Source organism: Micromonospora sp. M71_S20, from assembly GCF_003664255.1.
Taxonomy (GTDB): Bacteria; Actinomycetota; Actinomycetes; order Mycobacteriales; family Micromonosporaceae; genus Micromonospora.
Genome location: NZ_RCCV01000001.1, coordinates 3,696,942 through 3,711,587, shown reverse-complemented (window position 1 = coordinate 3,711,587; position 14,646 = coordinate 3,696,942). Strand labels below are relative to the sequence as shown.

Annotated in this window: 9 protein-coding genes; 8 read left to right on the top strand and 1 reads right to left on the bottom strand. The window is 74.0% G+C overall.

Annotation, left to right across the window (positions count from 1 at the left end):
- The first annotated feature begins 15 nt into the window (after positions 1–15).
- The 3 genes from DER29_RS15885 (at position 16) to DER29_RS15875 (ending at position 4,856) form a co-directional block, all read left to right on the top strand.
- The gene (locus tag DER29_RS15885; RefSeq protein WP_121398037.1) at positions 16–1,410 is read left to right on the top strand and encodes a GH1 family beta-glucosidase; all 1,395 of its coding nucleotides are present in this window, start codon (positions 16–18) and stop codon (positions 1,408–1,410) included.
- A 69-nt stretch (positions 1,411–1,479) separates the two neighbouring features.
- Complete coding sequence (locus DER29_RS15880) at positions 1,480–3,321, top strand: hypothetical protein (protein WP_121398036.1); 1,842 nt, start codon at positions 1,480–1,482, stop codon at positions 3,319–3,321.
- Positions 3,318–4,856, top strand: a complete 1,539-nt coding sequence (locus DER29_RS15875) for an FAD-dependent oxidoreductase (protein WP_121398035.1) — start codon at positions 3,318–3,320, stop codon at positions 4,854–4,856. The genes DER29_RS15880 and DER29_RS15875 overlap by 4 nt, the downstream gene beginning before the upstream one ends.
- Here the strand turns inward: DER29_RS15875 and DER29_RS15870 are convergent.
- The gene (locus DER29_RS15870; RefSeq protein ID WP_121398034.1) at positions 4,812–6,914 is read right to left on the bottom strand and encodes a protein O-GlcNAcase; all 2,103 of its coding nucleotides are present in this window, start codon (positions 6,912–6,914) and stop codon (positions 4,812–4,814) included. The two genes, DER29_RS15875 and DER29_RS15870, sit on opposite strands and share 45 nt — an antisense overlap.
- A gap of 103 nt (positions 6,915–7,017) precedes the next feature.
- Between DER29_RS15870 and DER29_RS15865 the strand changes: the two genes are divergently transcribed.
- The 5 genes from DER29_RS15865 to DER29_RS15845 all read left to right on the top strand — a co-directional run bounded on the left by DER29_RS15865 (position 7,018) and on the right by DER29_RS15845 (position 14,621).
- Positions 7,018–8,916, top strand: coding sequence for an MBL fold metallo-hydrolase (locus tag DER29_RS15865; RefSeq protein ID WP_121398033.1), 1,899 nt, complete (start codon positions 7,018–7,020; stop codon positions 8,914–8,916).
- A gap of 22 nt (positions 8,917–8,938) precedes the next feature.
- Entirely contained in the window at positions 8,939–9,985 is a 1,047-nt protein-coding gene (locus DER29_RS15860) for a LacI family DNA-binding transcriptional regulator (RefSeq protein ID WP_121398032.1), read from the top strand.
- A gap of 190 nt (positions 9,986–10,175) precedes the next feature.
- Positions 10,176–11,216 carry an ROK family protein gene (locus tag DER29_RS15855; protein WP_121398031.1) on the top strand — a complete coding sequence of 347 codons (1,041 nt, stop codon included), beginning with the start codon at positions 10,176–10,178 and terminating at the stop codon, positions 11,214–11,216.
- Complete coding sequence (locus DER29_RS15850; RefSeq protein ID WP_121398030.1) at positions 11,209–11,790, top strand: SIS domain-containing protein; 582 nt, start codon at positions 11,209–11,211, stop codon at positions 11,788–11,790. Before DER29_RS15855 ends, DER29_RS15850 begins: the two co-directional genes overlap by 8 nt.
- Complete coding sequence (locus DER29_RS15845; protein ID WP_199729320.1) at positions 11,787–14,621, top strand: alpha-mannosidase; 2,835 nt, start codon at positions 11,787–11,789, stop codon at positions 14,619–14,621. Before DER29_RS15850 ends, DER29_RS15845 begins: the two co-directional genes overlap by 4 nt.
- Positions 14,622–14,646 lie beyond the last annotated feature (25 nt).

The window sequence follows — 14,646 nt, the reverse complement described above, 5'->3', positions numbered from 1 at the left end:
TCCAGGAAGTGACCGATGACGACACACCGCTTCCCGCCCGGCTTCCTCTGGGGCGCGGCGACCTCCGCGTACCAGATCGAGGGCAGCCTCGACGCCGACGGGCGGGGGCCCTCGGTGTGGGACACCTTCGCCGCGCGTCCGGGCACCGTCGAGGGCGGCGGCGACGGCTCGCGGGCCTGCGACTCGTACCGGCGGTGGGACCGCGACGTGGAGCTGGTCGCCGGGCTCGGCCTGGGCGCGTACCGGTTCTCGGTCTCCTGGTCCCGGATCCTGCCGCAGGGTCGCGGCCGGGTCGAGCCGCGCGGCCTGGACCACTACGAGCGGTTCGTCGACGCGCTGCTCGCCCGCGACGTGACGCCGGTCCTCACGCTCAACCACTGGGACATGCCGGAGGCGCTGATGGCCGACGGCGGCTGGGTGGGCCGGTCCAGCGTTGACGCGTTCGCCGAGTTCGCGGCGGCCGTGGCCGACCGGCTCGGCGACCGGGTGCACTGGTGGATCACCCAGAACGAGCCGTGGATCATCGCGCTGCTGGGCTACCAGCTCGGCCTGCACGCCCCCGGCGTCCGGGACCTGCGCGCGTCGGTCGCGGCCGGTCACCACGTCCTGCTCGGGCACGGCGCGGGCGCCGACGTGATCCACGCCCGCACGCCGCAGGCACGGGTCGGCTGCGCGCTGAGTCTGTTCCCGTGCGACCCCGCCAGCGACGACCCGGCCGACCTGGCCGCCGCCCGGGGCTCGGACGGCTACGTGAACCGGTGGTACCTCGACCCGCTGCTCGGCGACGGCTACCCGGCGGACATGTGGGCGCACTACGAACGGGCCCTCGGTGGCGGCCTCGACGACATCATCCGGCCCGGCGACGCCGAGCTGATCGGCGGGCGCAGTGACTTCCTGGGCGTCAACTACTACACCCGCCGGGTCATGGCCGCGGCGCAGCCGGGCCCCGGGCGCCCCTTCCCGTGGCGGGTGGTGGGCCCCTCCGGTGACGTGACCCGCACCGACGAGGGCTGGGAGGTGGCCCCGGACAGCCTGCGCGACCTGCTGATCCGGTTGCACCGCGAGCACCCCGGGGTCCCTCTGATGATCACGGAGAACGGGGCGGTGTACGGCGACACCCCCACCCACGACGGGCTGGTGCACGACCAGCGGCGCGTCGACTTCCTGCTCGGCCACCTGCGGGCGGTGCGTGCGGCCATCGACGCGGGCGCGGAGGTGGTGGGATACCTGCACTGGTCGCTGCTGGACAACTTCGAGTGGGCGCTCGGCTACCGCCCCCGCTTCGGCCTGGTGCACGTGGACTATCCCTCCGGCCGGCTGACCGTGAAGGACTCCGGCAGGGTGTACGCCCGCATCGCCGCCACCGGCCAGCTTCCCGACACCCGCCCCACCGTGCCGCCGTTCGGCTGACATCGAAGGAGAACTCCCATCAAGCTCACCTCTGGGCCCGGCACCCACACCGTCACGGCTGCCGGCTACGTGTTGCAGGTACGCGGTCCGCAGCGGCTCGCCGTCCTGGCCGACGCGGACGGCCGGATCTGGTCCCGGCTGAGCCTGCTGGCCTCGGTGGACCGGGTCGACCTGGCGGACGAGTCGTACGACTTCGACGAGCCCGTGGTGTCCGCCGGGCAGTGCGACGGCGAGGACGTCGTCGAGGTGGAACTGGCCTGCCGGAGCACCGCGTGGACGGCCAAGTCGGTCCGGCTGCGCTGCTTCGCCGACCGGATCGAGACGTCGGTCAGCGTCACCGGCTCCGGCACGCTCGGCGACGTCCGGCTGCTGGGCGGCCGGGCGGTCCTGCCCAGCGGGGCGTGCGGCACCTTCCGTTCCTCGACCGACTTCGCCTCGGTGTTCAACCCCACCCCCACCGAGCCGGTCCAGGTGGTGCGGCCGGCCTCCGCCGGCGCCGCCCTCGGGATCGTCGGCGACGCCTCGGCCGGACGACTGCACGCCGTCTTCTCCCCACCGCCGCTGCTGCTGGCGTTCGGGCGGGAACCCGCCCGGCACGCCACCGACGTCCCCGACGGTGGCTGGCTCACCGCGGGAGTGCTGGGCCACGTCGCCGACCTGCGCTTCACCGAGTTGAGGTACGTCCCGCTGGACGGCGGTTTCCTCCTGGAGCTCGACTACGACGGGCACACGCGCGTCGACGGGTCGTTCGAGAGCCCCACCGTCGTGCTCCGGCCGGCGGCCGACCCGTGGCAGGGCCTGGCGACGTACCGGGCGGACCTGGTGGAGCGCGGCTTCGCGCCCGCCGCCGCGGCCATGCCCCGGGCCGGCTGGTGGACCGAGCCGATCTTCTGCGGCTGGGGCGCGCAGTGCGCCGCCGCGCCCATCCCGGGCCAGCCGATGTCGTACCCGTACCACCTGTCGGAGCTCGGGCCGGCGCTGGTGCCCGACGGCCTGCCGATCGCCTTCGACCTGGCCCGCCAGGACCGCTACGACGGCTGGCTCGGCCGGCTCGCGGAACACGACGTCGTCCCGGGCACGGTGGTGATCGACGACCGCTGGCAGCTGGCGTACGGCACCGCCGAGCCGGACCCGGCCCGCTGGCCCGACCTGCGGTCCTGGATCGACCAGCGGCACGCCGCCGGCCAGCGGGTGCTGCTCTGGTGGAAGGCGTGGGACCCGACCGGCCTGCCGGCGGCGGAATGCGTGACCGACCCGGGCGGGCGGCCGGTCGCCGTCGACCCCGGCAGCCCCGCGTACCTCGACCGGCTGGCCCGGATCGTGACCGGGCTGCTCGGCCCGGACGGCCTGGACGCGGACGGCTTCAAGATCGACTTCACCCAGCGCGCGCCGACCGGGCGGGGGCTGCGGCGACCGGGCGTCCCGGCCGACGCCCCGTGGGGGATCGCCGCGCTGCACCGGATGCTGGAGACGCTGTACCGGGCGGCGAAGGCGGTCAAGCCGGACGCTCTCGTCGTCACCCACACGCCGCATCCCGGCTTCGGCGACGTCTGCGACATGATCCGGCTCAACGACATCCTCGAACGCGACCCGGCCGGCGGGGTCGTCCCGGCCGTCGACCAGCTCGCCTTCCGGCACGCCGTGGTCGCGGCGGCGATGCCCGACCACCCCGTCGACACCGACCAGTGGCCGATCGCGGACCGGGCGGAGTGGCGCGCGTACGTCGAGGCGCAGCGCCGACTCGGCGTGCCGGCGCTCTACTACGCCGAACGCATCGACCGCTCCGCCGAGGAGCTGACCGGGGACGACCTCGCCCTGGTGGCCCGCACCTGGCGGGACTACCGGGCCGGGCGGGAGACGGCCGGCGACGCTCCGACGACGACCGCGCGCCGACCGCTGGAGGTCGGATGAGCACGCCGGCCGAGGTGGTCGTGTACGCCGCCACCTCGGCCGGCGTGTGCGCGGCCGTCGCGGCCGCGGACGCGGGCGCCGACGTCCTGCTCCTCGAACCGGGCCGGCACGTCGGCGGGATGACCTCCGGCGGACTCGGCTACACCGACGTCGGTGACGTGCGGGTGCTGGGCGGCCCGGCCGCCCGGTTCCGGCGGGAGGTCGCGGAGCACTACGGCGTGCCGGTGGGCCACTACGCGGGCCCCGAGCCCCGGGTCGCCGAGGCGATCTTCCAGCGCTGGCTCGACAACCCGAGGATCCGGCTGGTCACCGACAGCGCGGTGCGCTCGGCGCGGCTGCGGGACGGCCGGATCGTCGAGGTGGCCACCGGCGACGGCCGGACGTTCGCCGGCGGCGTCTTCGTCGACGCGAGCTACGAGGGAGACCTCCTCGCGCTCGCCGGGGTCCCGTACGCCGTGGGCCGGGAGGACCGCGCGTCGTACGGAGAGCGCTGGGCGGGACGCCAGGAACTGCTGCCCGGCCGGCACACCATGCCGCCGTTCATCTCCCCGTTCCGGGACGATCCGGCGGGCCACCGCGAGGGCCCTGTGCTGCCGCAGCTGCGTACCGGCCCGCTGGCCCCGGTCGGCACGGGCGACGGCGGCGTCATGGCGTACGGCTACCGGGTCTGCCTCACCACCGACGCCGACCGGGTCCCGTTCTCCCGCCGGGACGGCTACGACGAGGCCCACTGGGAACTCGGCCGCCGCCTGTTCCACCACTGGCGCCGACAGGGCTTCGAGCCGGCGGCCGGGGCACTGCTCGGGCTGGAGGCCAACCTGCCGAACGGCAAGTGCGACGGCAACTCGCTCGGCCCGTTCTCGCTCAACGTCCTCGACGGCTCGGCCTGGGAGTATCCCGACGCCGACCCCGCGCGCCGGGAGGAGCTGCGGCTGCACCATCTGCACCACACCCAGGACCTGCTCTGGTTCCTGGCCAACGACCCGGCCGTCCCGGCGAGCGTACGGCGGGAGCTGCGGCGCTGGGGCCTGCCGGCCGACGAGTTCCCCGACACCGGGCACCTGCCGCACCAGCTCTACGTCCGGGAGGCGCGCCGGATGCTCGGCGAGTACGTCCTCACCGAGCACGACCTGCTCGGCGCCCGGCCGCAGCACGACGTCGTCGCCCTCGGCTCGTACCACCTGGACGTCCGGGAGGTGCAGCGGACCTGGCGGTGGGTGCCGGAGCACCCCCGGCCGGTGGCCATGGTGTTCACCGAGGGCTACCTGTCGGTGCCCACGCCGCCGTACCCGATCCCGTACCGCGCGCTGGTGCCCCGCTACGCCGACTGCCTGAACCTCGTCGTCCCGGTCTGCGTCTCCGCCTCGCACGTGGCGTTCTCGTCGATCCGGATGGAGGTGCAGTACCAGATGCTGGGGCACGTCGCCGGGTTGGCCGCCACGCTGGCGCTGCGCGACGGCCGACCCGTGCAGTCGGTGGACACCCGCCTGCTACAGCGACACCTCCGGGACGCGGGGCAGGTCCTCGGGCTGTGACGCCCCCCGCTGCCGATTGGCGGCGGGGCCCGTCGCGACCGCGTCGGGCCGCTCCCCCGCGTCGGGCGCGGGCCGGCCCCGGGCCGCGCAGGCGTCCAGCGCGGCCACGACCAGCGCCCTCCCGTCGGCGGTCATCAGCCACGGCGCCAGGCCGTCCGCGCCCAGGAACACGCCGACCCGCGGCGCGGGTGCGACGGTCCCGTCCGGCAGTCGGGCGCCCCGCGGGTAGCGGAACAGCGCCGGGCGGTTCTCGTCCACGACCAGCGCCACGATCTGCGCGTCCGGCCCGACCTCGGCGACCGTCAGCTTGGCCGGTCCCCGGTAGACCGACACCACGTCGGCGAGCCCGGCGGCGGCGGGGTCGGCCGGGTCCACGATCCGCACCCGGTCGCGGGCGAGCAGCACCTCGCTGTGCCGGGCGAGCCCGAGCGGGACGAGGCCGTGCCAGGCCAGCAGCGGTGCGCCGGCGTGGGCGACCGCCTCGATCGCCGGTCCGTCGGCGCCCCGGGTGACGACGACGAGCGACGCCGCCGCGACCTCGTCGGGGCCCGGCGCGTGCCGCCGGCACACCGCGTACCCCCGCTCGCCGAGCAGCGCGGCGACGGCCTCGTCCCCGGCGGTACGGCGCTCGCCGGTGACCAGCAGTGCCACCGGCCGGCCCTTGGCGCGAGCGGGGCGGCCGGCCGCGTGCCGCTCCGCCTGTCCGGCCGGTCCCGGATCCGGCTGGCCGGTGCGGTCCAAAACCTCCCGCACGAACGGCGGGACGACCGCGCGCAGGACGTCGGCGTAGTGGCTTTCGGCCCGCGCGAGGGCCCGCCGGGTCTCCTCGACCGCGTCGGCGGTCGCGGTGTCCAGCAGGCGCACGGCCGCCAGTCCGGCCGCCGCCATGTCGGCGCCCGCGACGAGCCACGGACGCAGGGCCGCCACCAGCGGCTCCGGCTCGGCCGCCGCGCGGCACGCCCGGGCCAGTCCGGTGAGGCGTCCGGTCAGCACCCCGGCGGCGCCCGGCCGCCCGGCGAGGGTGTCGGCCACCGCGCGGACCAGTTCGGCGTCCGGTTCGGCGCTCGGCGGCCAGGAGCCGCACACCCCGACCAGCGGCGCCAGGTGCTCCGCTCCGGCCCCGGCCGCCGCGTCCAGCGCCCGCCGGGCCGACGCCGCCGGGTCGTAACGATCCGGGTCGCGGGCCCAGTCGGCCACCGACATCAACGGGATCCGCGACGGCACGGCCTGGATCATCGGGTTGGCGAGCACCCCGACCAGCGGCGAGCCGGCCAGCTCGGTGGTGCGCCCGGTGAGCGGGCCGAGGAAGAGCCGGCTCGGCTCGAAGTCGTTGACCGGGAAGTTGTCCCACAGCATCAGGCGGCGCCGGTAGCTGGCCGAGGCCTTGTCGATGTCCGACCGGCTCACCTCGCCCACCACGATGTCGTGCCCGGTCCAGGCCACCACGACGTCCGGCGGGGCGGTCGCGGCGAACCGCCGGCGGTAGGCGGTCTCCTCGACCCCGGCGTAGTCCGTGGGGCAGACCAGCAGCGGCTCCCGGATGCCACGGGGCGCGAGGAACTCCGCCACGAACCGGGTGCACGTCTCGCCGTGCGCCGCGCCGGCTGCCCCGGCGCCGGGCCACCGGTCCACCTCCTCGGGCCGGGTCAGTTCGGCCGGTACGTCGTCGAAGAACAGGGCGAACGAGTCCACCCCGGCGTCGTGCAACTGGGCGGCCTTCGCGGTGAGCGCCTGGTAGTCCACCTCCTCGGCGAACCGCATCGACAGGCCGGGGCTGATCGCGTACGTGAAGCGGATGCCCAGCGCACGGGCGGTCTCCGCCAGCTCGGCGAGCCGGGCGAGGTCGGGTGCCGGGTACCGGTGCCGCCAGCGGGCCCGGTGGTAGGGGTCGTTCTTCGGGGCGTAGACGTACGCGTTCAGGCCGACGCGGGCGGAGAACTCCAGGTGCGCCAGGCGCTCGGCGTGCGACCAGGGCGGGCCGTAGAAGCCCTCGACGGTGCCGCGGGTGGACAGGACGGGGGGTGGTTGACCAGCCGGGGAGGGGATGAGAGCCGACATTCTGGGAACGTTATCAGCAGGTCCTTCCCTTATGGACCAACGCTTATCTTGGTGCGAAAACTCAATCTTCCCCAAGGGCTATGGGATCGATACCATCCCGCACATGACCGCGTCGCGCGTATCGGAGATTGCGCCCGGCATCTTCCGGGTAAGGGACACCTGCAACGTCTACGTGGTGCGTTCGCCGGAAGGGTCCGAGGGACCGGACGGCGTGACCGGCCAGGGCGGCGCCCCGGCCCCGCGCACCGCCTTCGCCATCGACTTCGGCTCCGGTCTCGCGCTCGATCACCTGGCCGAGATGGGGATCGACCGGATCACCGACGTCCTGATGACCCACCATCACCGCGACCAGGGGCAGGGCCTGCCGCTGGCGGTGGCCGCGGGAATCCGGATCCACGTGCCGCCGGTCGAGCGGGACCTGTTCGCCGACGTGGAGGGGATGTGGCAGGCGCGCACCCTCCACAACGACTACAACCTGCGGCAGGACAGGTTCTCGCTACTGGAGTCGGTACCGGTGCACGACGTGGTGCCCGAGTACCGGCGCCGCACGTACGCCGGAACCACCGTCGAGGTGGTGCCCACGCCCGGCCACACCACCGGGTCGGTGACCTACCTCGTCGAGCGCGACGGCCGTCGCCTCGCGTTCACCGGCGACCTGGTCTACGCCCCCGGAAAGGTCTGGTCGCTGGCCGCCACGCAGTGGTCGTACACCGACAACGAGGGCCCGGCGATGACGGTGCTGAGCTGCTACCAGCTCATGGAGCGCGACCTCGACCTGTTGCTGCCCTCGCACGGCGAGCCGATGGACGAGCCGCGGGCGGCCCTGGGCCTGCTCGCCACCCGGATGGGCCAGTACGTCGACTCACGCCGCCCGTACCCCTGGGACCTGCGCGACCGGCTGGACAACCCGTTCACCGCGCTCACCGAGCACCTGTTGCTGAACCGGACCAGCAACTCGTGCAGCTACGTCCTGCTGTCGCAGACGGGCGCGGCGCTCGTGATCGACTACGGCTACGACCTGACCACCGGCCTGCCCTCGGGCACCGACCGGGCGTCGCGCCGCCCCTGGCTGGCCTCCCTGCCGGCACTGCGGCGCAACCACGGCGTCACGTCGATCGAGGTGGCCCTGCCGACCCACTACCACGACGACCACGTGGCCGGGATGAACCTGCTGCGGGACGTGGCGGGCACCGAGATCTGGGCGCCGGAGAACGTGGCCGGGATCCTCGAGGAACCCATGGTCCAGGACCTGCCGTGCACCTGGTACGACCCGATCCCGGTGGACCGGCGGCTCCCGCTGGGCGAGAGCTTCACCTGGCACGAGTACGAGATCATGGTCCACGAACTGCCCGGCCACACCCTCTACGCGGCGGCGTACGAGTTCGTGGTGGACGGAGTGACCGTGCTGGTCACCAGCGACCAACAGGTCGGCTCGGGAGTGCGGGGCGGCCCCCGCGAGGTCCTGAACTACCAGTACCGCAACCGCTTCCGCATCGGCGACTACCGGGCGAGCGCCGAGCTGTACCGCCGGGTCGGCCCGGGGCTGATGGTCTCCGGGCACTGGGCGCCGCGCTGGGTCACCGACGACTACCTTGAGCTGTTGACCGAGGCGGGCGACGACCTCGTCCGCATCCACCAGGACCTGCTGCCGCTGGACGAGGGCGAGGTCGTCGCGGACGGCGTACTCGCCCGAATTGCGCCGTACTACTCGCGGGCGCAGACTGGCACGGTCGCCCGCTTCGTCGTCAGCGTGAGCAACCCACGACCCTCCGTCGAGAAAGCCGTGGTATGTCTTGTGCTGCCGGTAGGCTGGGTCGCTGTGCCGGACGTCGCGGCGATCTCGTTGCCCCCGCTCGGGCAGGGGGAGATAGAGGTCGAGGTGACGATGACAGGGCCGGCGCGACGACGGGCCCGGATGGCCGCCGATGTGAGCATCGGCGATCTCCGCCTGGGTCAGCACGCGGAGGCACTGGTGGACGTGACAGAAGCTGGGTCGACGTGACGGAAGCGGGACGGGTGGCCGAATGAAGAGTGGGCTGACAGTGCCCGACGGGTTTCCTCCGGCACGTCGGCCTACCATCAGGGAGGTCGCCGAGACGGCAGGGGTGTCCCGGTCGACCGCCTCCCGGGCGTTGACCGGTCGCGGGTACGTCGCACCGGCGGTGCGCGACCGGGTCCGGGAGGTCGCCCGCAGCCTCGGCTACGTGCCCGACGCGACCGCCCGGCACCTGCGGCAGCAGGCCAGCCAGTCGATCGGCGTGCTGGTGTCGGACCTGAACAACCCGTTCTACGCCGGGCTCGCGGCCGGCATCAGCCAGCAGGCCCGCAAGCGGCAGTACACGATGATGCTGGCCGACGACGGCGGTTCCCCGGAGGTCGAGGCGGAGGCGGCCGAGGCGTTCGTGGCCCTGCGGGTGGCCGGTGTCATCGTCACCCCCGTGTCGGCGGAGATCAGCACCTACCTGGCGCGGCAGCGGATCCCGGTGGTGGAGGTGGACCGCCAGTTCTCGCTGGGCGCCTGCGACGCCGTCATGGTCGACAACAGCAGTGCCGCCCGGCAGGTCACCTCGCACCTGCTGGACCTCGGCCACCGGCGCATCGCGATGGTGATCGACGAGATGCACTGGACCACCGGCCGGGACCGGCTCGCCGGCTACCGGGCGGCGTTCGCGGCGGCCGGCGTGCCGTTCGACGACTCGCTGGTGGTCAGCGCCGGCTGGGACGTCGACGCCGCCCGGATCGAGGCACACAAGCTGCTCAGCCGGCCGGAGCCACCGACCGCAGTGTTCGCCGCCAACAACGTCCTGGCCGAGGCCGTGTGGCGGGCCGCGACCGAACTCAACCTCACCATCCCCGATCAGCTCAGCCTGGTGTCGTTCGACGACGTCTCGTGGATGAGCCTGGTCCAGCCCGGGGTGACCGCCGTGGCGCAGGATCCGGTGGCCCTCGGCGAGGCGGCCATCTCCCAGCTCTTCGAGCGCATCCAGTCGCCGCACGCGCCGGTGCGCACCGTGCTGCTCTCGGCCACGGTCACCTCCCGCGGCTCGACGGCCCCGCCCCCCGCACGCTGACCCGCGGCCCGACGGGGCCAACCCGATCACCCGGCACGTGCCCGGGCGCCCTGTCTTGACGGCGTCCGGGCACACTCATAGGCTCTGTCTGGGATCGATCCCATAGACCGCCCGCCCTTCGGACGGCCCGCCCCGGGGACCTGCGGGCATCCCGCTGCACCACTCTCCGGGGCCGACCGAGAGGACTCCCATGACCGACCCTGACCCGTTCGCCCTGCCGCCCGCCGGCAGCCCGGGCCCGGTTCTGGCCCTCGACATCGGCGGCACGAAGCTGGCCGTGGGCGTGGTGACGGCCGACGGCTCCAGCCACGGCCTGGTGGTGGAGCCCACCCGCCGGGAGGACGGCTGGCGCGTCGTGACACGGCGGCTCTTCGAGATGGGCCGCCGCGCCGTCGAACTCGCCGGCGTCGGCCCCGTCCGGGCGGTGGGCATCGCCTGCGGCGGACCGTTGGACGCGCCGTCCGGCAGGCTGCTGTCCCCACCGCACCTGCCCGGCTGGACGGACGTGCCCATCGGGCCGCTCGCGGCGGACGCGTTCGGGGTGCCGTTCGCGCTGCAGAACGACGCGACCGTCGGCGCCATCGCCGAGTACCGGTTCGGCGCCGGCCGGGGCACCACCACCATGCTCTACCTGACCGTCTCGACCGGAGTCGGCGGCGGCGCCGTCATCAACGGCAGCCCGCACCGCGGCGCCGCGGGCAACGGCGGGGAGTTCGGGCACCTGACCGTGCACCGTGGCGGCCGGCGATGCGGCTGCGGACGACGGGGCTGCGTCGAGGCGTACGCCTCCGGCACGTCGATCGCCCAGCGCGCCCGCGAGGCCCTGGCCGGTGGCGCGGCCTCGTCGATGTCGGCGCTGCCCACGGTGACCGCCGCGGACGTCTCGGCGGCGGCCGCCGCCGGCGACCCGCTGGCCGTGCGGGTGTGGGCCGAGACCGTCGACCTGCTCGGCGCGGCGGTCACCGACCTCGTGAACGTGTTCGAACCCGACATGGTGGTGCTGGGCGGCGGCGTCACCCGGGCCGGAGCCATGCTGATCGACCCGGTCCGCGCCCTCGTGGCGCGGGAGGCCATGGCGCCGGCGGCCCGCGCCGCCCGCGTCGTCCCGGCCGAACTCGGCGACCTGGTCTGCGTGGTGGGCGCCGGAGCCATCGGCCACGACCTGCTCGCCGAGGCCGATCTGGCCGGCGGGCTGACCCGGAACCTGCGAGTGGAGCGAGCCCATGTCTGACTGGTTGAAGACCCAACTGGACGACCACGTGGCCGTCGCCGAGGCGACCACCACGCTGGCCGACGACATCCGGACGGTGGGCGAGCTCGTCTGCGACCGGCTCGCCCGCGGCGGCGTCGTCTACACCCTCGGCAACGGAGGCAGCGCCGCGGACGCGCAGCACCTCGCCGGCGAGCTCATCGGCCACTACAAACGCGACCGCAGGCCACTGCCCGCGGTGACCCTGAGCACCGACGCCAGCGTGATGACCTGCATCGCCAACGACTACTCGTACGAGGACGTCTTCTCCCGCCAGGTGCGCGCGCTCGCCCGCCCGGACGACGTGGTCATCGCCTTCACCACCTCGGGGCGGTCCCCCAACGTCGTGGCGGCCCTCGCCGCCGGGCAGGCCGGCGGCGCCACGACGGTGCTGTTCGCCGGCGGCGACGGCGGTCCGGCCCGGATCCACGCCGACCACGCCCTGCTCGTGCCCAGCAAGAGCACCCAGCGGATCCAGGAGATGCACACCCTGATGTTGCACGTGATCAGCGAGATGGTCGACGCGTGGGCCGCCGGCGAGGAGCCCACGGCGTGACCGAGCCCGACCACCGCGACGGCACCCGCACCGGCACCACGCCATCGGCACCGCCGTCGGGCCCGACGGCGCAGCCGCCCCGGCAGCGGCCGGCGGCGGACGCCACCACCGGACGCCCGACGGCGCCGGTCGCCAACGCCCCCTCCGGCGACCAGCCGCCCGGCCTGCACCCCGCGCGCCGCCCGGCGGCGACGCCGCAACGCACCCTGCACATGATCGGCAACGCCCACCTCGATCCGGTCTGGCTGTGGCCGTGGCAGGAGGGCTACCAGGAGACCCGGGCCACCTTCTGGTCGGCGATCCACCGGATGGAGGAGTATCCGGACTTCGTGTTCACCTGCAACCAGGTGGTGCTGCTGAGCTGGGTGGAGGAGTCCGACCCCGAACTGTTCGCCCGGATCCGGGAACGGGTCGCCGAGGGCCGCTGGCAGATGGTCGGCGGCTGGTGGGTGGAACCGGACTGCAACATGCCCTCGGGCGAGTCGTTCGTCCGGCAGGGGCTGTACGGCCAGCGCTATCTCAAGGAGAAGTTCGGGGTCACCGCCACGGTCGGCATGAACGTCGACCCGTTCGGGCACAACGGCATGCTGCCGCAGATCCTGCGCGGCCAGGGCATGCACGCGTACTGCTTCCTGCGGCCCGGCCCGCACGAGTCCAACCTCACCGGCACCGCCTTCTGGTGGGAGTCGCCCGACGGTTCCCGCGTGCTCGCCTACCGGATCCCGTTCGAGTACTGCAGCCCGCCGGGTGACGTGGCGGGGCAGACCGACAAGTCGCTCGGCGTGCTCGACCACGGCCTGGGCGACATGATGATCTACTTCGGCGTCGGGAACCACGGCGGCGGGCCCACCCGGGCCAACATCGAGTCCATCCACCGCTACGACCGGATGGGCTCGTTCGGCCGGATGGTCATCTCCTCGCCGGCCCGCTACTTCGACGAGTTCGCCAAGAACCAGGGCGAGGAAGGGCTGGCGAAGCTGCCGGTCTGGCGGGACGACCTGCAGATGCACGCCCCGGGCTGCTACTCGGCGCATTCCGGGATCAAGCTCTGGCAGCGCCGCGCGCAGGCCGCGATCCTGTCCGCGGAGCGGTGGGCGGTGCTCGGCTCGACGCTGTTCGGGCTGGACTACCCCACCGACGACCTCGGCCGGGCGTGGCGGCAGATCCTGTTCAACCAGTTCCACGACGTCCTGCCCGGCTCCGCGATCGAGAGCGCGTACGACGACGCCCGCGACCAGCTCGGCGAGGCGGTGGCGGTCGCCAAGCGGATCATCACGCGTACGCACAACGTGATCGCCCGGCACGTCGACATCCCGCTGGTCGAGGGCACCCAGCCCGTCCTGGTCTTCAACCCCCATCCGTGGCCGGTGACGGCGCAGGTGGAACTCCAGTACGGCACGCAGCCCACCGGGGTGCACGTGGTCGACGCCGACGACCGCGTGACGCTCGCCCAGCGGACCCAGTCGGTGGCCACCACCGACGACAAGGGACGCGGGGCGACAGTGTTCGAGGCGGTGCTGCCGCCGCTGGGCTACCGGCTCTACCGGCTGCGGTCCGGCGCCGCGCCGGCGTACACGCGGGCCGGTGAGCGGCCCGCGGGCAACCTGCGGGCCACCGACACGGTCCTGGAGAACGACCTGCTCCGGGTGGAGATCGACCCGGAGACCGGATGGCTGCGCGGGCTGCTCGACAAGCGGACCGGGGTGGACCTGGTGGCCGGCGCCCGGGGCGAGCACACCCAGATCTGCCAGGACCCGACGGACACCTGGGGCCACCGGGTCGTCTCGTACCGGTGGCCCGGTGCTCCCATGCGGACCAGCCGCGTCACCCTGCGCGAGGCGGGGCCGCTGCGCGCCCGGCTGCGGGTGGAGCGGGCGTGGAACCGTTCCACGATGGTGGAGGAGTTCATCCTCGGGCACCGCGACGACCACGTCGAGGTCCGGGTGACCCTCGACTGGCGGGAGCAGGCCCACCTGCTCAAGCTCTGCTTCCCGACGGCCGTGAGCGACCCGGTCGCCACCTACGAGATCCCGTTCGGGTCCATCGGGCAGCCGGTCGACGGCGGGGAGAACCCCGCACAGTCGTGGGTGGACGTCAGCGGCACGCTGGACGGCCGGTCCGCCGGGCTCGCGGTGGTCAACAACGCCAAGCACGGGTACGACGTCTCGCCCGGCGATCCCGACGGGGACACCCCGAGCATCGGCATCACGGCCGTGCGCAGCCCCGTCTACTCCTGGCACGATCCGCGCCAGCTCGATCCGGACGGCTTCTACTCGTACCAGGACCAGGGGATCCAGTCCTTCCGCTACCTGCTCGTGCCGCACGGGGGCGACTGGCGGCAGGCCGGCCTGTTCCGGCGGGCGGCCGAGCTGGGCGCGCCGGTCCGGGCCATGTTGGAGAGCTTCCACCGGGGTCCGTTGCCCGCCCAGCAGAGCTACCTGTCCGACGGCGGTGACCAGGTGATGGTGACCGCCGTGAAGGGCCACGAGGACGGCGGCGGAGCCCCGGACCTGATCGTCCGGGCGGTGGAGACCACCGGCCGGCCCGCCCGGGTCCGCATCGACCTGCCGGTGCTCGGGCGGGTCATCGAGGCCGACTTCGGTCCCAGCCAGCTGCGCACCTTCCGGGTGCCGGTCGACGGGGGCGCCGTCCGGGAGGTCGACCTCATCGAGTGGGACCTCGCCGAGGCGTCGCCCGGGTCGGTCACGGAGTCGGCGATTCCGGCGGCGCCGGGCGGGCGGCGCAGCACCGAGCCCGACCGCGAGTCCTCCGACGCGACGATGCCGGCCGAGCGGCTGGCCCCGAACCAACGCCGTCGCGAGGGCGGCTGAGTCCCGGCGCGCGGGACCGCTCCCC